Source organism: Desulfobacula sp., assembly GCF_014237455.1.
Lineage (GTDB): Bacteria > Desulfobacterota > Desulfobacteria > Desulfobacterales > Desulfobacteraceae > Desulfobacula.
On record NZ_JABZFL010000011.1, the window covers coordinates 1 to 19631 of the forward strand.

The window sequence follows — 19631 nt, forward strand, 5'->3', positions numbered from 1 at the left end:
ATGGTAATGATACTTTTTTTAAACATGTTATATCTCCTTGTGTTCTTTTATTTTTTATAGAAATGGGTTATTGAAGTTTTTTAATCTCATACTTTCCGTCACCTTTGAAATCAATTTGAGCTTCCACATAATAGACGTCTTTTAAGGATTCTCTTACATCTTTTATCATGTAATAAGCCTCCCCGCTCCTTGCACCGGTTGGACATACAAAAACGATTGGCTTGTCATCAGGAAGTCCCTTGATTTTAGGCTCAAGTTTTTCTACAGGGATATTCAGGGCTGTTTTAAATGACCCTTTTGCAAATTCATATGCATCTCTTACGTCGATGAGCATGATGGATTCAGGATTATTTGCGATTATGGATTTGAATCGTTCAAGGTCAATAGAACCTTCAACTTCACCGGCTTGCACCTGTACGGTCTCATTGGATTCACCATAGGACTTTTTCCATTCAGGGTATCCTTTGGAAAACACCTTGACTTTGGTGTATCCCATTTCAAGGGCTTTTGCTGCTGATTTATGGCTTAATCTGCATTTGAGACCACCGCAATAGAAAGTAATCGGGGTGTTAAGGTCCCTTGGCAGTTTACCATTAAGGGCTTCAAATTTAGTAAAAGGAATATTGATGGCTGTGGGGATATGTCCTTTATTAAATTTGGTTTTCTGAGGTCTTGCATCAACAATTACTGTATTGTTTTCAGCAATCTGTTTAGCCACATACTCAGCACTTACAGAGGCATAATTCCCTTTCCGGCTGACCCAGTCAGGATATCCCTTGGCAAACACTTTAATGTTTTTATACCCGAGTTTTTCAGCCTTTTTAGCTGATTTGTGGCTGAGTTTGCATTTAAGTCCGCCGCAATAATAAATTAACAGGGTATTTTTATCTCTTGGCAGAAGATTAGCCTTTTTATCAAATTCTGAAAATGGAATACTTACCGCCCCGGGGATATGACCTTTTGTATATTTTACCTTGTAAGGCCTTGCATCTATAATCATAACGTTTTCAGGCATGGGAACAGCCATGTGTGCTTTTACAAACTTGGCATCCACGATGCCATGAAACATCCATGACGTATCTTGGACGGGAGTTACACCGGTTTTTGCCGTTTTTGTTGCCGTACATCCTGTCAACAGTACCAGACCTGCCAATAAGGCCAAAATCAAGGTTTTTACATTGTTTGCTTTCATTTGTTCTCCTTAAAGTTTTAAAGTTATGTTTATGAATATCGCCATTCAAATGTTTTTTTAATCTTAACTAACAAGAGCAATGAATGTGCCATTATAAAAACATTTATCGCCTATTATTATAACGAATTAAATTTAAAGGATATTTATAGCCTAATACTTTTTCCGGCGGTTTTTAATAAATTATTTTTATTGCAAGAGTGTTAATGATGTGTTAACTTGTTGATTAACAGTGTTAACAATTGCGAGGACAATATGGATATCGGAAAACAATGGCGGCCTATCATTGATTCTGTCCAGGAGGGCATCATCATTGTTGATGACAAGGGGGATTTTATTGCAGCTAATCAGACTGCCCAATTGATCACAGGGTACACTGAAAAAGAGTTGAAAGGCCAATCCTGCCGGATATTGAATTGTACCGGATGTAAACTTGTCGGGAAAGGCAAAGGGAAAAAGTGGTGCGAACTTTTTTCTGAAGGACTTGTCAGGGAAAAAAAATGTGTGATTACCAACAGCCATAACAGGACCATACCGATTATTAAGAGTGCAACCGTTCTTTTTAATGAGAAAAATGAGATTGTTGGTGCAGTTGAGACCCTGAAAGACATATCTGAAAATATCAACTATAAAAATGAACTGGCATCCATTAAGCGGATGTATTACATTGATGACGGCTTTCATGGCATTATCGGAAGAACGCCGGTGATGCAGGGGCTTTATGAACATATAGAGAGTGTGGCGGCACTCGATACACCGGTAATGATTTTGGGGGAGAGCGGTACCGGAAAGGAAATGGTTGCTAAAGCACTCCATGAAACCGGGAACAGGGCAACCAAACCCTTTATTAAATTAGATTGTGCCGCGTTAAGTGAAAATGTTCTTGAAAGTGAATTATTCGGCCATGTAAAGGGTGCCTATACCGGTGCAGACAGTGACAGGATAGGAAGGTTTGAAGCCGCCCACGAAGGAACCATTTTCCTGGATGAAATCGGAGATATCCCCCTTTCGGTTCAGGTTAAACTGCTCAGGGTTCTGGAAGAAAAAATGATTCAGCGGGTCGGCGCAAACAAATCCATTCCCATTGATGTCAGGATAATTACAGCAACAAATAAAAATCTTGAAAAAATGATAGAGGAGGGGGTATTCAGGGAAGATCTTTTTTTCAGGGTAAATGTTTTCCCTTTAATCTGTCCGCCGCTTTGTCAGCACAAAGATGATATTACGCTGATTACCCAGCACTTTATCAGCCTTCATGCAGAAAAAACAGGAAAAAATATTTTGGGTTTTACACCGGGAGCCATGCGGTTAATGGTGGCCTATCCCTGGCCCGGCAACATCAGGGAATTGAGAAACAGTGTCGAATATGCCTTTGTTCTGGCAAGGGAAAAAAGCATTGGCCCCGAACATCTGCCTGAAAAGATCACAAGCTTTAATCCTCTGGATACCAAATCTCTAAAAAAGGTAGAACATAATGGTATAGTCAAAGTTGGACTGTCTGAAAAAGAAACGCTTCTTAATGCACTTCAACAGGCTGACGGGAATCAGACCCAGGCAGCTAATATTTTAGGCGTCAGCCGGATCACCGTGTGGAAGCGCATTAAGAAACATGGGATACAGCTTAAGTAGCTTGATTCAATCGTTTAAAGATGGATGGTTGCAACATCACATCAAGATCAATCAGTCGTTGTTGCAGAGTGTTAACAAATTATTAACATTGTTAACGGGAACGTTTTGTGCCGGGGTGTGATAAAATATCGAGTAAATATTTTAGGGGTGCTATAGCCGCTTGATTAGGGGAATGAAGGATTTTATTAAAAAAAAAGTTCGTCTTTGGTATAGTCATTGCTTAATTGTTACCTTAGCGATATTCGTTAAAATTGAATTCAAATTAAGGATCTGAGCATGAAAAAAGAAAATATACTTGTTGTTGCGATTATCTGTATCGCTGTTGCCGGTGTTATGATTTACAATAATTCGAAATCCGGGAACCCGGCAGAATTCATTTCAGGGAAAGGATCTGTCCAGATCAGCGACGCCTTAACCATAGATTGGCAGGATTACGCACAGGGCATGGAATTGGCAAAAAGTCAAAACAAACACATTTTTTTATATTTTCATGCAGACTGGTGTACCTATTGCCGGAAACTCAAGAAGACGACATTTCGAAATGAAGCAGTGTTAACTTATTTAAAAGACAATTTTATCAGTATTTCAGTGGATACCGAAAAAAAAAAAGAACTTACCACACAATGGAAAGTCAGGGGGTTGCCAACCTTATGGTTTCTTAACCCGGACAATTCAAAGATCACCAGTCTCCCTGGGTTTGTTAATGAAAAACAATTTTTACGCATTTTGAAATATATCCATACGGAAAATTATGACAAAATTAGTTTTCAGAAATTCGTAAAAACACTATAGGAGAAGTCATGACAATCAAAAAAGCCACTTCTAAAATTTCGCGCAGAGCATTTTTAAAAAATTCGATCACGGTTGCAGGGTCTGTGGCTGCAACCACAAGCATTGCCCGTGCTGCCAAATCCATGACCCGTGAAAAAAAAGAGCCTTTGGTAACCTTGCTTGACATCAGTAAATGCATTGGGTGCGAAGAGTGTGTCTATGCATGCCAGGAAGCAAATGCAGATAAGTATCCTGAGCCCCAAAAACCGTTTCCCAAAATGTTTCCCAACAGGGTCCCGGTACAGGACTGGTCGGATAAAAGAGATGTGACAGACCGTCTGACGCCTTATAACTGGCTTTTCATTCAGCATGCATCTGCCACGGTCAATGGGGAGGAGATTGAATTGACCCTTCCAAGGCGTTGTATGCACTGTGATAATCCCCCCTGTGTCAAGCTGTGTCCCTGGGGTTCAGCAAAACAGGAAGAAAACGGGCTTTCAAGGATTGATTCAAACATTTGTCTTGGCGGTTCAAAGTGTAAAAAAGCCTGCCCATGGGATATCCCTGAAAGACAGACCGGTGTCGGGCTTTATCTTGACCTGCTGCCGGCTTTTGCCGGAAACGGTGTTATGTATAAATGTGACCGGTGTTATAACAGGCTTGAAAAGGGCGAAGTGCCTGCCTGTATTGAAGTCTGTCCTGAAGATGTTCAAACCATTGGACCGAGAAGTGAAATCCTGAAAAAGGCCCATGCCCTTGCCAGAGAGATGAACGGGTATATTTACGGTGAACACGAAAATGGCGGGACCAATACTATTTATGTCTCTCCTGTCCCCTTTGAACAATTGAACCAGAGTATTGAAAAAGGAAAAGGAAAACCCCATTTAAATAAAGTCAAAAATATGATGGCGGATGGGACCAACCTTGCCAAAGCCATGCTCATTGCGCCTCTCGCAGGTGTCGCTGCTGCATTTGGGAAGTTTTACTTGAGTTCAAAGGAGGATAACTAATGAAGACTACAGGAAAGCTGAGGGGCTATATTTATGCGGTTACCCTGTTTTTTATAACATTGTCCGGTTTTGGTCAGATGCCGATTTTCAAGCGGTATTATATTGCGGATATTCCGGGGCTTGGGTGGCTGGCCCAGTTTTACGTTACGCATATCATACATTACATTGCCGCCACAGTGCTGATTGCCCTTGTCATATATGTTTTATTTGATTTTATCTTCAATAGATCAGGATTGAATACGATTACCGGGTCCGGGTATTTCAAAATAGTGATAATAGCAGGATTAATTGTCTCGGGTGGTTTAATGGTCATAAAGAATCTTCCCAATATCTATTTTGGGCATACTGCAATTATTGTTTTGGATCTTGTCCATTTAAGCCTTTGTATGATGCTGTTATGTATCAGCCTCTATACCAGGATCCGGAAAAAAAGGTGGGTAAGCTAACATATTTTAACATTAAAAGACCTTTAACCTTTGCCGGATAAATGGCTTAATGGTCTTTTGATTGCCAGGCTGAATAGGGCGTTTCAATCAGGTTGGAATTAAAGTATCTGGGGTCATGGGTGACTTCTTCTCCGATCCAGTCAGGTTTTTCAAAAGCCTGATCAATTGAATCCAGCTCTATCTCAGCAACAACAAGCCCCTGGTTATCACCTGAAAATAAATCAATAATCCATTCAAAACCTTTGAATTCAATTTGATATCTTGTTTTTTTTATTAAGGGTTTTTTGCAAAAAAGCTGCAGCATTTCCTTTGCATCCTGTTTCGGGATTGGATATTCATACTCTTTTCTGGAGGCATTGTGTGTGGCACCTTTAACAGTAAGAAAGGCGCTGTCCCCTGAGAGGCGAATCCTGACAACCCTGTCTTTTTTGTTTGTTATGTACCCCTGACGGATAAGGGTACTGTTAACCAGCAAAGAGGAAGGAAGGTAATGTAAAAGAAATTTTCTTTCTGTTTCAATGGCCATTATTCAATTCCTTTTGTATAAAATACTTTAAACTCTTATCGTATTCTTGATATAGTGCATTCATGATTTAAATACCATATCAAATCAAAGGGAGGCATTAAATTTGGTCAGGAAAAACAACGGGCCCATAGTGCTGTTGACTGATTTCGGTCAACAAGATACGTTTGCAGGGGTTCTTAAAGGCGTTATTGCTTCCATCAGTCCTGAATCAAAAGTGATTGATCTGAGCCATGGGGTAAATCCACAGGATATCCATCAGGGTTCTTTTCTTTTGGCCGCATCCTGTTCATACTTTCCAAAAGGAACCGTGTTCTGTGTTATTGTTGATCCCGGTGTGGGATCGGCCCGGAAAGGAATCTGCATAGAGACCAGGGATTATTATTTTGTCGGTCCGGATAACGGCGTGCTCTGGAAAGCTGCCAAAAAAAATAAGATCAAAAGAATCACTCATCTCACAAACAAAGTCTATTTTCTTGATTCAGTTTCAATTACTTTTCACGGAAGAGATATTTTTGCCCCTGTTGCTGCCCATATTTCAAAAGGGATTGAAGACATTTCTTGTTTAGGGGAATCTTTGAAAAAATGTGTTGAATATCAGTTTCCCAGAATAGAAAGGAAAGCGTTTTCACTGGCGTTAACTGTCATTCATATTGACCGGTTTGGAAATATAACCTTAAATCTTAAAGAAAAAGGGTATCGACAATTCATTCAAAACAGATGGTTTGTTTTGACAATCAATGATATCCAGATCAAAAAAGTATTTTCCAGTTATTCACAGGCCAGAGACGGTGAATTATTTTTGATTGGATCTTCGTCGTCCTACATGGAGATCGCACTTAAAAATTCTAATGCAGCAAAAATGCTGGATGCAAAGTGTATGGATAAGGCGGTATTGAAAATTTTGGATCAATAAGTTTTTGCTTCCAATTCTTGATAAGTTAATCCAATTATGTTAGGCGCATCTATAACTAAAAAAATGACAGGAGAAAAAAATGTTGAAGCTTGGTATTATCGGTGGATCAGGACTTGATGACCCTGGTATTTTGAAAGATCCAGATGAACTTGAAATTACCACGGAATATGGAAATCCGTCTTCTCCTTTATTGTCCGGGAAAATAAATGGTGTAGAGATTGTTATCCTTGCCAGGCATGGCAAAAACCACCAGTACAGCCCCACCCAGGTGAATAACCGTGCCAATGTCAAAGCACTTCAACAGGCAGGGGTCACCCATATTATTGCCACCACCGCCTGTGGCAGTTTAAGACATGAAATAGACCGGGGACACCTGGTCATTTTAGATCAATTCATTGATTTTACACGGTTCAGAAAGAATACGTTTGCAGATTCTTTTGAAAATGGCCTGGTTCATCCAGTCATGGCTCATCCCTTTGATGAAGGATTAAGAAAAAAACTCTATGAAACGGCAAAATATCTTGATTTGAGAGTTCATGACAAAGGATGCGTCGTCACAATAGAAGGGCCAAGGTTTTCAACTATTGCCGAGTCCAAAATGTTCAAACTCTGGGGGGCTGATGTGATCAATATGTCAACTGCTCCTGAGGCCATGCTTGCAAATGAAGCGGCAATTCCTTATGCTGCTGTTGCCATGTCTACAGATTATGATTGCTGGAAAGAGGATGAAGCGCCTGTCACCTGGGAGGAGATCCTGGCAGTATTCGATCAAAATGCAAATAATGTAAAGAAATTGCTTGTAAATGTAATAGAAGAATTAAAAGAATAGCAGCGAGAAAGAATAAAGGAAAAAGAAATGGATTTGAGAGAGACAATCAGAAGTATTCCGGACTGGCCCATCAAAGGCGTGATATTCAGAGATTTGACCACATTGATGCAAAACCCGCAAGCTTTCCGTGAGTCTTGTGATGTTCTGTATGAACGATATAAAGACATGGATATTGACAAGATCGTGGGGATTGATGCCAGAGGTTTTGTTTTTGGTGCAGTCCTGGCTTATAAACTGGGTATCGGGTTTATCCCTGTCAGAAAAAAGGGCAAACTGCCCTGGAAAACTATCCAGGAAACCTATAGTCTGGAATATGGAGAAGATACCCTTGAAATCCATGAAGACGCTGTTAAAAAAGGCGAAAAAGTGATCATTGTCGATGATTTGATTGCCACCGGCGGTACAATAGGGGCGACAGTCAAACTTGTCAAAAAACTGGGTGCTGATGTTATTGAATGTGCGTTTGTTGTTGAGCTTCCGGATCTGAAAGGAAGAGATCAGATTCAAGATTGCAAAGTGTTTGTCATCACAGAATTTGAAGGTGAATAGCATAGAGCCTCCGGGCACAATCCAATCACAACTTTTGCCTCTGTTTTTTTTGACCTCTATTTTTTTCTTGAATTTTACCATCCGGATAATCCTTGCCCCTTTACTGCCTACCATATTAGCTGACATGAATCTGACCCATGATCAGGCCGGCTCTTTTTTTCTGATATCCGCATCAGGATATTTCATTTCACTATTATGCTCAGGATTTGTTTCATCACGCATTAAGCATAAAAAAACAATTGTCTTTTCGGCAGTAGCAACAGGCGTTGCTTTTTTAGTCACCGGTCTAAGCCAGAATCTGTTGAGTATGCGTATAGGGCTATTTGTTGTAGGCATGACATCAGCATTGTACCTTCCTTCCGGTATAGCCATGCTGACATCTTCAATAAGCAGTCAAAACTGGGGAAAGGCAATCGGTATCCATGAATTGGCCCCGAACTTAAGTTTTCTGCTGGCGCCGATGATCTGTGAAGGGTTGCTGTTGTGGCTCTCATGGAGAAGTGTTCTTATTGTTATCGGGGTGACATCCGTTTTGTTTGGCATTTCCTTTTTTAAGTTTTCCACTGTAAAGGATTTTCCCGGAGAACCCCCTATGCTGAAATCGTTTTTGCCCCTTGTGGCAACGCCCTCTTTCTGGATGATGATAATTTTATTCAGCCTAGGTGTGATCGGGACCCTGGGGGTTTATTCCATGCTGCCGTTATATCTTGTTAACGAGCATGGCATGCCTCAGTCCCAGGCCAATAAATTGATTACTATGTCCAGGATTTTAACATTGCCCATGGCACTATTGGTCGGATGGCTGTCAGATCATTTTGGTCTGAAACCGACGCTGGCATCTGTACTGTTCTTTACAGGCATTTCAACTCTTTTAATCGGTGTGGTAACAGATAGCCTCATACAGGTTGTTATATTTTGTCAGCCAGTATTTGCCGTCTGTTTTTTCCCTCCTGCATTTGCAGCGTTGTCACATATCGGGTCTAAAGAAATTCGTAATATCGCCATCTCTTTTACAATACCCATTGCCTTCCTGGTAGGTGGGGGCGTTGTTCCAAATGTAATCGGTCTTTTAGGAGAAAAAGGTTTTTTCTCCATGGGGTTTATTGTTGCAGGCGGATTAATTCTTTCAGGTACTATTGTTCCATTTTTTCTTAAGTTTCAGAAAGATAATTAAAGCGGATTTGTAAATATCGTGTTTACATTTGTTTGGGTTCTATTTTCATGGCACATGGATTGCAATATAAATTGAAAAATTGAAATTATCCATCAACTGAGACAGAAAAACCTGTTATAAACCTACTAATATTTATACTGTCCGTATGGGTATAATTGGATCAAATTGTTTTGACAAAATGGAAGGAACGAGACCTATCGACAAAAGAGAACAACTGGAGAAGGGGCAGCGGATTGCGCTCTTATCAACGCTGTTAATATTTGCTTTGGCTTTTCTGAAAGCATTTGTCGGCTATACATTCAATTCTCCGCTTTTGATTGCAGATGCCTGGCACAGCGGCGCTGATATTTTAATCAACCTTTCATCACTTATCGGGCTTAAACTTGCCTCTAAGAAAAAATCCAATCGGTTTCCATATGGGCTTTACCGGGCGGAAACCATTGCCTGTCTTTTGATTGGAGCACTGATTGCCTTTATCGGGGTTGATATGGTTAAGGATGGTTGGCATAAGTTGTTCCTGATGGATTCCCCGGATGGTTTTCCCATATTTCCTATTGGGGCTTCAATTGTTTCATGTGTCGTTGCATCTTTTCTTGCCGTCAAACAGCGGGCCATTGGAAAGGCTATCGGTTCCCAGGCCCTTTTGGCGACGGCCAAAGAAGCTTTTTTTGATATATTTACATCGTTGTTTGTATTGGTCGGCATTGTCTGTGTATATGCGCAGATCCCCTATGTGGAAGGCGCTATTATTATTTTGATCGCAGCGTTGATCTTAAAGCTTGGGATCGAAACCGTCTGGAAATCCATCATGATTTTGATGGATGCAGATATGGATACGGATTTAAAGCTGTCAATTGAGGAAAAATTAAACCGGATACATGGGGTTAAGGGTGTTACCGGAGTCAAAATACGACGTTCCGGTCCTTTCAAAATAGTCAATTGCATTATTAAAACAATCCCGTCTCTGATATTGCACAAATCCCATGAGTTGGCGGATATTGCAGAAAATATGCTGTTAACGGAATATGAGAATATTGAATCTGTTTTTATTCATGTTGAACCGGAGAAAGAGATTGTTGAAATCGCCGCGATACCGGTCCAAGATAAAAATGGTCTTGAATCCAAACTCCATCCGCATTTTGGCAAGGCCCCCTATTTTATTATATTGAATCTTGACAATGGCAGGATCGATATTGATTCATGCATGGGGAATGAGTTTCTTGATAAAAGAGGACATATCGGGCTCAATGTTGCAAAATCACTGATCGGGTATCCGATTTATCTGTTATTTGTTTTAAGTATTGGTGAGATTTCATTTCACTTGCTAAAAAATCATTATGTTGACATATTTAAAGTTGATAAGGAAATGAAAGTAAAAGATATTATTACCCTTTATAAAGCAAATAAACTTGACCCGATAACAAAGCCCAATTTGTCCAAACAACAATTTTAAAAGATGCCGGTGAAGAAAAAAAGGAACCCATTGGATACATTCACTCAGAATACAACTGAAATTATTCTTGAAAGCATATCTGACGGTGTTTTCACGGTTGATCATGAGTGGAAAATTATGTCCTTTAACCGTGCGGCTGAAAAAATTACCGGCATATCACGGAAAGATGCAATTGGCAGGCATTGCTGGAATGTGTTTCGATCAAATATGTGCCAGGATGAATGTGCATTAAAAAAAACCATGCAGGAAGGCAAATCATTCTTCAGCAGTTTTACTTATATCATTAACAGTAGCAAAAAACGGATTCCCACAACCGTTTTTACATCTTTGTTAAAAGATAAAAATGGAAATATTATCGGTGGCGTTGAGACCTTCAGGGATCACAGTCTCGTGGAGGAATTACGGAAAAAACTCTATGACAGTTTTCAAATGGGAGATATGATTAGCCGCAGTCAGGTAATGAGAAACATATTTAAAATCCTGCCGAAAGTCTCTCAAAGTGACAGCACCGTACTGATCAGAGGGGAAACCGGTACGGGTAAAGAGTTGATAGCAAGGGCGATTCATGATCTGAGCCCAAGAAAAGATAGCCCCTTTGTTGCGATTAATTGCGGGGCACTTCCGGATACACTTCTGGAATCGGAATTGTTCGGTTATAAAGCAGGTGCCTTTACCCATGCAATTAAAAATAAGCCGGGATTATTTGCTACTGCAAATAAAGGTACCATCCTTTTGGACGAAATTGGAGATACGAGCCCTTCTTTTCAGGTAAAGCTTCTTCGGGTTTTGGAGGAGAAGGCATTTTTGCCTCTTGGAGCTCTTAAAAAGGAAAAATCAGATATAAGGGTTATTGCCGCCACAAATAAAAATTTATCTAAAATGGTTGATGCGGATACATTCAGGCAGGATCTTTTTTACCGTATTAATGTTGTGCAATTAAAATTGCCTTCGCTTCGGCAAAAAATGGAGGATATTCCTCTTCTTGTGGATCATTTTATTGCCAGCCTGAATAAAATACGCGGAAAATCTGTGAGCGGAATAGACAAAACAGCCCTTGGGATTTTGATGGCACATGATTACCCGGGAAATATAAGGGAACTTGAAAATATTATCGAACATGCGTTTGTGCTGTGTTCCAAAGGGGATATCACAAAGGAGCATCTGCCGTTCACGCTTACACGGCAATCCATGATAGAAATAGAAGATAATGCTTCACAGTTTCCATTGAAAGCCGCAGAAATTAAGGTTATTAAGGCGTTTTTGAAAAAAAATAATTATGACCGCAAAGCCACTGCCAAAGATCTTGGTATAGACAAAAGCACATTGTTTCGGAAAATTAATAAACTCGGAATCAAGCTTCCTAAAATCGATGGACGATTTAAAAGATGAAATTTGCTTGATATACTGCAATTTTGAGCCTCTATACCGTTGCAGTTCTGCAATTTTATAACTCCGTTAAAAAAATATTCTATCTGTTGGCCTTCCTAACTATCTATAATTATTATATTATTTTTTTACTGAAAATTATAATTGAAGTTGGCATGCTCCTTGCGGTTATGATTCGTCATAGTCAAATTAAAAAAGGAGATATAAATCAATAACCTCCGATTTTATTATACTTACATAGAGGAGTGCACTATATGAAAATTGGTATAAGTTCAACAGGGAAAGATATGAATTCCCAGATTGACCCGCGATTTGGCAGATGTGCTTATTTTATGATTATTCAGACAGACGACATGAGTTTTGAGGTGCTTGAGAATGAATATAAATCCATGGGGGGCGGTGCAGGTATCCAGGCTGCAAATTTCATTCATTCAAAGGATGTTAAGGCTGTTTTGACCGGTAATTGCGGTCCCAATGCCATGAATGTGTTTTCTGAATGCAACATCGATGTGATTACAGGCCAGGCAGGGTTAATTAAAAATGCTGTGGGAAAGTTCAAAAAAGGTAAATTAAAACCGTCGGTTACTCCAACAGTTAACGAAAAATTCGGAGTGGCTGATGATACGGGTCAAGGCAACAATGGATCACAAGGCCAGGGAAGAGGTATGGGAGGCGGACGAGGAATTGGCCGTGGGCGCGGTATTGGTGGTGGCGGTCGAGGTATGGGCGGTGGTGGTGGACAAGGTATGGGCGGTGGACGTGGTATGGGAGGCGGACAAGGCATGGGACGCGGTAACCGTTAAAATTGATGATAGAGTCTTAAAATTGTATTGTTACACAATTTTGGTCCTGGATGGCATGCTCTTTGCGATACATCTTAATTATTCAAGGGAGGAAAATTTAGGATGAAAGTTGCAATTACGGTTTGGGATGAGAAAATTTCTCCTGTTTTTGATTCTGCTCACAAGCTTTTAATTGTGGACATCAAAAATGAAAAAATAAAAAATATATCCTATAAATCCTTTGACCCGGAATTAGAGGCACGCCTTGCAGAGGAACTAAGTCTTATAGGCATTGAGGTTCTTATCTGCGGCGCTATTTCTCAAGCGTATTCAACATTGATTGAGGCAAGGACCATTCAGTTAATCCCTTTTATCAACGGTAATGTCAACGAAGTTCTTGACTCCTATGCCAAAGGCAATCCTCTTGTCCCTGCCTTTTCAATGCCGGGATGCAGGGAAGGCGGTTCTTTGGTATAATTGCAATATTGCATCATTACTGGTTGCAATATTGCTCTTTTGCCTCCATGCAACTTTTTCCATATAGTTCAGATGATTCTTAAATCCCCTATGAATAAAGGGGCCTATGATTAAAGCCTGATCTACATCCTTCTGGCATGTTGTTTGCTCTTTAAGACAAACAACACAGAGAGGAGTCTTATGGCCCTGCCAGTAAATTGGAAGATACTTTTGATAGATGATGATGAAGATATTCGGGATATCATGTCTATTACCCTGAAAGATGCCGGATATTCAGTCATCTGTGCCCCGGACGGGCATACAGGCCTCATGCTTGCTGCAAGAGAAGAACCCCAGATCGTTATCACTGATATTAAAATGCCGGGTATGAGCGGTCTTGAAGTTCTTGAAAAAATAAAAAAAATAAAGCCTGAAACCGAAGTCATTGTTACCACAGGATTTGGTGATATTAAAAAGGCTGTCAAAGCCTTGCAATATGATGCATCTGATTTTATTTCAAAACCCGTTGATGACGCCGCTCTGCATATGGCATTGAAACGGGCCAGGCAACGGTATATTGATAAAAAACAATTATCGGATTACACCGCCCTTCTTGAAAGGGATCTTAAAACCATGGAGCAGGAAGTGTCGAATCAGGCGAAACTGCTTCATCGGGAAAAAATGGTATCTTTGGGACGTCTTGCTGCAAGCATGGTTCATGAGATCAACAATCCATTGTCCGGAATTCTAAACTACATCAGACTCATGATCCGTATCAGTGGGAAAGACAACAATCTGAAATCGAATCTGACACTGGAAAAGAGACAGGATCAGGCCAATAAGTTCAATTCCTATCTGGAAATTATAGAATCTGAGACTCAGAGATGTTCTGATCTTGTGTCCGGCCTGTTGAAGTTTTCGCGAAAAACAAACCTGGAACAAAAAAGTATTGATGTCACTGATCTGATTCAACACAGCCTTTTGTTGTGTAATCATAAACTTGAGTTGAGCAATATTGTTTTAAATGTCAGATGCAATCCTGATGTTCTTCCTGTTTTTGGAGATTTTAATCAGCTTGAACAATGTATTATCAACCTGATTTTTAATGCCATTGATGCCATGGAAAATGGCGGGAACCTGAAGATTGAGACAGGGTTTAATCCGGAAGAAAAACATGTTTTTATTTCTATAAAAGACAATGGAAAGGGCATTTCAAAAGAGGATTTAAATTTTATTTTTGAGCCTTTTTTTACAACAAAAAGTGAAGGGTACGGGGTAGGGCTGGGGCTGTCGTCAGCCTATGGGATTGTTGAAAAACATAAAGGGACCATTGTTGTGGAAAGCCGTTTGGATCACGGTTCTGAATTCATCATTAAACTTCCCCCGGAGAAAAAGGAGTTTTAAAGAAAATTAAGATTAAAAATAATATAAATCAAATTGGAGGTATCCATGTCTGAAAACCTGGGGTCTGAAAACTTGGAGCCTGAAAAGTTGGGAGCTGGAAAACTGGAATCCGGAAAGTCTGTCCGATTGAGATCTCAACCCTGTAAGATCGGTTTTTATATTTGCCATTGCGGGTTAAATATTGCAAGCAAGGTGGATGTCGTAGCTGTCAGGGATTATGTCAAAACCCTGGAAGAGATTGAGATATCAAGGGATTATAAATTTATGTGTTCGGAACCCGGTCAGGCCATGATTGAAAAAGACATCCGGGAGCTGGGACTAAACCGTGTAGTGGTGGCTTCGTGTTCTCCAAGACTTCACGGGAAAACTTTTATGGAAACCTGTAGGCGGGCAGGGCTCAATCCCTACTATTTTCAAATGTCTTCGGTGAGAGAACAGGTATCTTGGGTTACCAAGGATGGAGACCTTGCCACTCAAAAAGCAAAGCGCCTGGTGACGGCAGCCATTCAACGTGTGAAGTTCCATCATCGTCTTGAAACAAAAACATCCAGTGTCAATCCGGACGTGGTCATCATCGGCGGTGGCATTGCTGGTATGCAGGCGGCCATTGATATTGGCAGTTCAGGCCATAAGGCATACCTGATTGAAAAAGACAGCACAATTGGCGGCCATATGCTTCAATTTGACAAAACTTTTCCCACTCTTGACTGTGCAGCCTGTATCGGTACTCCCAAAATGGTGGAAGTCGGACAGGATCCGAATATTGAGCTGCTCAGCTTTAGTGAGGTCACCAATGTTTCAGGGTTTATCGGCAACTTTACACTGGATGTCAAAAAAAAATCACGCTATATCAACGAAGATCTGTGCACCGGCTGCGGTGAATGTGCAGAGGTTTGCCCTGTTTCCATCCCCAATCCGTGGGATCTGGGCATGGCATCAAGAAAGGCTATTGGCAGGGCGTTTCCCCAGGCAATCCCCATTACTTTTAATATTGAGAAAAAAGATACAGCTCCCTGTCGATTGACCTGTCCTGCCGGGATCAATGTACAGGGGTATATTCAACTGATTAAACAGAAAAAATATGATCAGTCTGCCCGTTTGATTATGGAGAAAGCCCCGTTTCCGGGTGTTTTGGGAAGGGTATGTCCCCATCCGTGCGAGGCTGAGTGCCGGCGAAAACTGGTTGATAAACCCATTGCCATTAAAGAGCTGAAACGATTTGCTGCAGACAGGGCAAATCTTAAAAAAGAAGATATCCCGGAGATAATGGATCGAAAAGAAAAAATTGCTGTAATCGGAGCAGGCCCTGCTGGACTGACAGCCGCTTATTTCTTGCGCCTCAAGGGATACCAGGTCACAGTTTATGAGAAATTACCTGTACCCGGTGGCATGCTGAAAACAGGGATACCGGACTTCCGGCTGCCTGCTGATGTTCTTGACAGAGAAATCAATTATATACTGGCCCACGGAATCGGTCTTATGGCCAACACGGCTTTTGGATCTGATATCACATTTGAAAGCCTGACAAAGGAAGGGTTTGATGCCGTTTTTTTAAGTTCCGGTGCCCATGAATCTCTCTCACTTGGTCTGGAAGGTGAAGACTCAACAAAAGGTGTCATTGATGCTGTTTCTTTTTTGCGGGATATAAACCTGGGAAATAAGACAGACTGCGGTAAAAAGGTGATGATCGTTGGCGGCGGCAACGTAGCCATAGACGCGGCAAGGTGTGCAAAAAGAACCCGAGACTGTGAAATATCCATTATTTATCGGCGGACAAGGGATGAAATGCCGGCCTATGAGGAAGAAATTTTAGGGGCTCTTGAGGAGGATGTCGAAATTCTAACCCTGACGGCCCCTGTTAAAATTATCAGCCGGGACGGCAGGGTAGTCGGGTTGGAGTGCATTAAAAATGAACTGGGTGAAATGGACGATTCCGGGCGACGGCGACCCGTGAATATCCCGGGGTCTGAATTTATCATTGAGTGTGACACCCTTATCCCGGCCATTGGTCAGAAAACAGATTTGTCCTGGGCAGAAGAGTCCATGCCCGGTCTTGAGATCACAAAATACAACAGGATAAAGACACATCCCGGCACTTTGCAGACATCCCTTGATAATGTGTTTGCCGGTGGAGATATGGTAACAGGACCCGCCACTGTCATCGAAGCCATTGCCCAAGGAAGAAAAGCAGCCATTGGAATTGACAACTTTATAAATAAGATCGAAATGGATCAGGATGACCATGATACTGAGATAAATCAGGGGGTGAATGGTGAAGATTATGCAGATATTCCCATAAACACATTGGTTGAAGAAAGGGCTAGTGTTCAATGTTCAGATCCTGAAAAAAGAGTTCAGTCCTTTGAAGAAGTAGAAGCAACTTTTACAGAAGAGCAGGCCGTAAAGGAAGCCGGAAGGTGCCTGAACTGTGCCACTTGCTGTGAATGCATGGAATGTATCAATGTATGTGAGGCAAAGGCCATTGATCATTTTATGAAGGAAGAGACCCTGCAGATAGATTCAGGCAGTATTATTCTTGCGACGGGTTATGACGCTTTAGAGGCGACACCCTTGAAACAATTCGGGTTTGGCAGATTTGCCAATGTGTTCTCCGCCCTGGAATTTGAGCGGTTAAGCAATGCCACCGGCCCTACCGGTGGTAAGATTTTAATGCGGAACACAAATAATGAATTTACAAAAGAACCTAAAAGCGTAGCCATTATCCATTGTATCGGGTCTAGGGATGTAAATTATCACGAGTACTGCTCAAGGGTCTGCTGCATGTATGCTTTGAAGTATACGCATCTTATCAAGGAAAAAGTGGGGCATGACACAAAAGTTTATGATTTTTATATTGATATGCGGTGCTTTGGTGAAGGGTATGAAGAGTTTTATCAAAGATGCCAGGAAGAGGGAACGATTTTTGTCCGGGGGAAAGTGGGCCAGATCACGGATAAACCACAGGATCCTTCTGAACAGGGAAAGCTGATTGCCATTGCAGAAGACACTCTTTTAGGGGAACTGATCCGGGTACCCGTGGATATGGTGATTCTCTGCACAGCCATCCAGGCAAGAGAAGATGCCGGAGATGTGGGGCGTGTGTTTGGTGTCAACCAGGGGGCGGACGGATTTTTCCTTGAAGAGCATCCCAAACTTGGACCCTTGAATACGGCTACCGAAGGGGTTTTTCTTTGCGGGTGCTGCCAGAAACCCATGGATATCCCGGATACAGTTTCACAGGCTTCGGGAGCGGCGGTAAAAGCCTTGGCACTTGCTACGAAAGGCAGAGTTGATATCGCTCCTACCATTTCATGGATAGACCCTGATGTCTGTATCGGTTGTAAAACCTGTATCAGCCTTTGCCCGTATACAGCCATCGAATTTGACGACAGAAGGCAGATTTCTATTGTCAATGAAGCCATTTGTAAAGGATGCGGAAGCTGTTCAGGGGTTTGCCCAAGCGGCGCTGCACAAAGCAGACATTTTACCAAGAAACAGATTTTTGCCGAAATTGGCGGAATTTTTTAAGGAGAATAATATGGAAACCTTTGAACCGGTCATAGTTGCTTTTGTCTGCAATTGGTGCACCTACACGGCTGCGGATCTTGCAGGGACCTCAAGATTGTCCTACCCCACAAATATTCGCTTGATTCGAGTCATGTGCACGGGGATGGTTGATCCCCAATATGTAATCAAGGCATTTCTTGAAGGAGCGGATGGTGTTTTAATTAGTGGATGCCATCCGGGGGATTGCCACTATATTAACGGAAACTATAAGGCAAGACGCAGGATTAAGCTGTTAAAAGAAATTCTTCCACGGTTTGGAATTGAAAGGGATCGGTTGCGGTTGACCTGGATTGGGGCCAGTGACGGCATTGAGTTTGCCGAGATCATGACCCAGCTGAATGATCAAATAATTGAAATGGGGCCTTCTCAGACAAGATTGAATAAGGCCATATGATGTAAAGGAAATCTTTGCCATGATGATTAAAATAGAGCAAGAGGATAACAGTCTGACCAAAGGGTTGCAGCAGTTTTTTAAAAGACTTCTGGAGTCTGAAGAGATTGATGCCCTTTTTTTGCCGGTTCGGTTAAAAGACTCATTTTCCATAATGCCGTCCCTGGTGACGGATCCGGCTCAGATAGAGGCTGCAGTGCCGTTAAGCCCTTCCTTTCCGCTTAATTCAGGAAGGATGGTATCACGTCTTTCATATAAGGAATCGGGAAGAAAAACTGCTGTTTTATTACGACCCTGTGAAATAAGGGCTTTTATTGAATTGATAAAGCTCAAACAAGGCTCTCGGCAGGAATTGATCCTTATTGGGATTGACTGCCCCAAAGCACTGTCATTATCTGATTATGCGGCGTATATGGAAAAAGATCCACTGGATGATGATGCTTATATCCAAAAGGTGTTTTCAGCAAATGAGGAAACCCTTAATGGATTTAATTTCAGCAGCGCCTGTAATACCTGTGAGAATCCGTTTCCCGTTAACACGGATATGAATATTCTCCTGCAGGGTGTTGATTTTTCAGACGGTATGATAGTGGAATCCGGCAGTGAGGCAGGCCGGAATATTTTGGAAAGCCTGAATATGTCGGAAGCATCCATGCCGGAAAAGCGGGAAGAGATCATGGCACAGATAAAAGAGGTGAATTCAAAGGCAAATGAGGCAATGGTTGAAGACATCACAGAAAAGACAGACAGTATTTTGAAACTCAATGCTTTCTTTGACCGGTGCATCAACTGCTATAACTGCCGGAACATGTGCCCGGTCTGTTATTGCAAAGAGTGTGTTTTTAATACAGATGTGTTTTATCATCAGCCGGTTCAATACCATCAGTGGGCAGAGAAAAAGGGGCTTGTCAAGCTGCCCACAGATACGGTCTTTTATCATCTCACCCGCCTGGCCCATATCAGTCATGCCTGTGTGGGGTGCGGTCAGTGTTCAAATGCGTGTCCCAGCGATATAAATGTTTTTGAGGTTTTTAAGAGCGTGGCTCAAACTACCCAGGCAGCCTTTGGATATTCACCCGGGATAGATGAAAATGAACCACCCCCTTTGTCAGTTTTCAACGAGAGGGAGTTTGAGGATATTGTCGGTATAAAATGA

Annotated in this window: 18 protein-coding genes; 16 read left to right on the top strand and 2 right to left on the bottom strand. The window is 41.5% G+C overall.

The features are described 5' to 3' along the window. Positions 1 to 67: 67 nt before the first annotated feature. On the bottom strand, positions 68 to 1192 hold the full coding sequence (locus HGJ91_RS02085; protein ID WP_291346032.1) for a rhodanese-like domain-containing protein: 1125 nt from the start codon (positions 1190 to 1192) through the stop codon (positions 68 to 70). 252 nt (positions 1193 to 1444) lie between these two features. Here HGJ91_RS02085 and HGJ91_RS02090 point away from each other — a divergent pair, with 252 nt between their 5' ends. From HGJ91_RS02090 to HGJ91_RS02105, 4 genes are all read left to right on the top strand, one after another. Further along, positions 1445 to 2818, top strand: coding sequence for a sigma 54-interacting transcriptional regulator (locus tag HGJ91_RS02090; protein ID WP_291346033.1), 1374 nt, complete (start codon positions 1445 to 1447; stop codon positions 2816 to 2818). A 276-nt stretch (positions 2819 to 3094) separates the two neighbouring features. Beyond that, positions 3095 to 3610, top strand: a complete 516-nt coding sequence (locus HGJ91_RS02095; RefSeq protein WP_291346034.1) for a thioredoxin family protein — start codon at positions 3095 to 3097, stop codon at positions 3608 to 3610. Positions 3611 to 3618: 8 nt separating this feature from the next. Continuing rightward, positions 3619 to 4599 (top strand): 4Fe-4S dicluster domain-containing protein, encoded by a 981-nt coding sequence (locus tag HGJ91_RS02100; RefSeq protein ID WP_291346035.1) that lies wholly within the window; start codon positions 3619 to 3621, stop codon positions 4597 to 4599. Next, positions 4599 to 5045, top strand: coding sequence for a hypothetical protein (locus HGJ91_RS02105; RefSeq protein ID WP_291346036.1), 447 nt, complete (start codon positions 4599 to 4601; stop codon positions 5043 to 5045). The genes HGJ91_RS02100 and HGJ91_RS02105 overlap by 1 nt, the downstream gene beginning before the upstream one ends. A 46-nt stretch (positions 5046 to 5091) precedes the next feature. On the opposite strand, the gene HGJ91_RS02110 is transcribed toward HGJ91_RS02105, so the two are convergent. Continuing rightward, positions 5092 to 5571, bottom strand: a complete 480-nt coding sequence (locus HGJ91_RS02110) for a CYTH domain-containing protein (protein WP_291346037.1) — start codon at positions 5569 to 5571, stop codon at positions 5092 to 5094. Between the two features lie 103 nt (positions 5572 to 5674). On the opposite strand from HGJ91_RS02110, the gene HGJ91_RS02115 reads away from it, so the two are divergent. From HGJ91_RS02115 to HGJ91_RS02170, 12 genes are all read left to right on the top strand, one after another. Next, entirely contained in the window at positions 5675 to 6484 is an 810-nt protein-coding gene (locus tag HGJ91_RS02115; RefSeq protein ID WP_291346038.1) for an SAM-dependent chlorinase/fluorinase, read from the top strand. Between the two features lie 79 nt (positions 6485 to 6563). After that, entirely contained in the window at positions 6564 to 7313 is a 750-nt protein-coding gene (mtnP, locus tag HGJ91_RS02120) for an S-methyl-5'-thioadenosine phosphorylase (protein ID WP_291346039.1), read from the top strand. A 27-nt stretch (positions 7314 to 7340) separates the two neighbouring features. Next, entirely contained in the window at positions 7341 to 7862 is a 522-nt protein-coding gene (locus HGJ91_RS02125; protein WP_291346040.1) for an adenine phosphoribosyltransferase, read from the top strand. Further along, a complete protein-coding gene (locus HGJ91_RS02130) occupies positions 7855 to 9036 on the top strand; it encodes an MFS transporter (protein ID WP_291346041.1) in 1182 nt (393 codons plus the stop codon). The genes HGJ91_RS02125 and HGJ91_RS02130 overlap by 8 nt, the downstream gene beginning before the upstream one ends. Before the next feature lie 178 nt (positions 9037 to 9214). After that, complete coding sequence (locus tag HGJ91_RS02135; RefSeq protein ID WP_291346042.1) at positions 9215 to 10489, top strand: cation diffusion facilitator family transporter; 1275 nt, start codon at positions 9215 to 9217, stop codon at positions 10487 to 10489. Between the two features lie 3 nt (positions 10490 to 10492). Continuing rightward, positions 10493 to 11878: a sigma 54-interacting transcriptional regulator gene (locus tag HGJ91_RS02140; protein WP_291346043.1), complete on the top strand. Its 1386-nt coding sequence runs from the start codon at positions 10493 to 10495 to the stop codon at positions 11876 to 11878. Positions 11879 to 12129: 251 nt separating this feature from the next. Next, complete coding sequence (locus HGJ91_RS02145) at positions 12130 to 12678, top strand: NifB/NifX family molybdenum-iron cluster-binding protein (RefSeq protein WP_291346044.1); 549 nt, start codon at positions 12130 to 12132, stop codon at positions 12676 to 12678. A 102-nt stretch (positions 12679 to 12780) separates the two neighbouring features. Next, complete coding sequence (locus tag HGJ91_RS02150) at positions 12781 to 13134, top strand: NifB/NifX family molybdenum-iron cluster-binding protein (protein ID WP_291346045.1); 354 nt, start codon at positions 12781 to 12783, stop codon at positions 13132 to 13134. Positions 13135 to 13314: 180 nt separating this feature from the next. Then, positions 13315 to 14517, top strand: coding sequence for a hybrid sensor histidine kinase/response regulator (locus tag HGJ91_RS02155; RefSeq protein ID WP_291346046.1), 1203 nt, complete (start codon positions 13315 to 13317; stop codon positions 14515 to 14517). A 45-nt stretch (positions 14518 to 14562) separates the two neighbouring features. Then, positions 14563 to 18045, top strand: coding sequence for an FAD-dependent oxidoreductase (locus HGJ91_RS02160; RefSeq protein ID WP_291346047.1), 3483 nt, complete (start codon positions 14563 to 14565; stop codon positions 18043 to 18045). Between the two features lie 10 nt (positions 18046 to 18055). Beyond that, entirely contained in the window at positions 18056 to 18478 is a 423-nt protein-coding gene (locus HGJ91_RS02165; protein ID WP_291346048.1) for a hydrogenase iron-sulfur subunit, read from the top strand. A 19-nt stretch (positions 18479 to 18497) separates the two neighbouring features. Further along, complete coding sequence (locus HGJ91_RS02170; protein ID WP_291346049.1) at positions 18498 to 19631, top strand: 4Fe-4S dicluster domain-containing protein; 1134 nt, start codon at positions 18498 to 18500, stop codon at positions 19629 to 19631.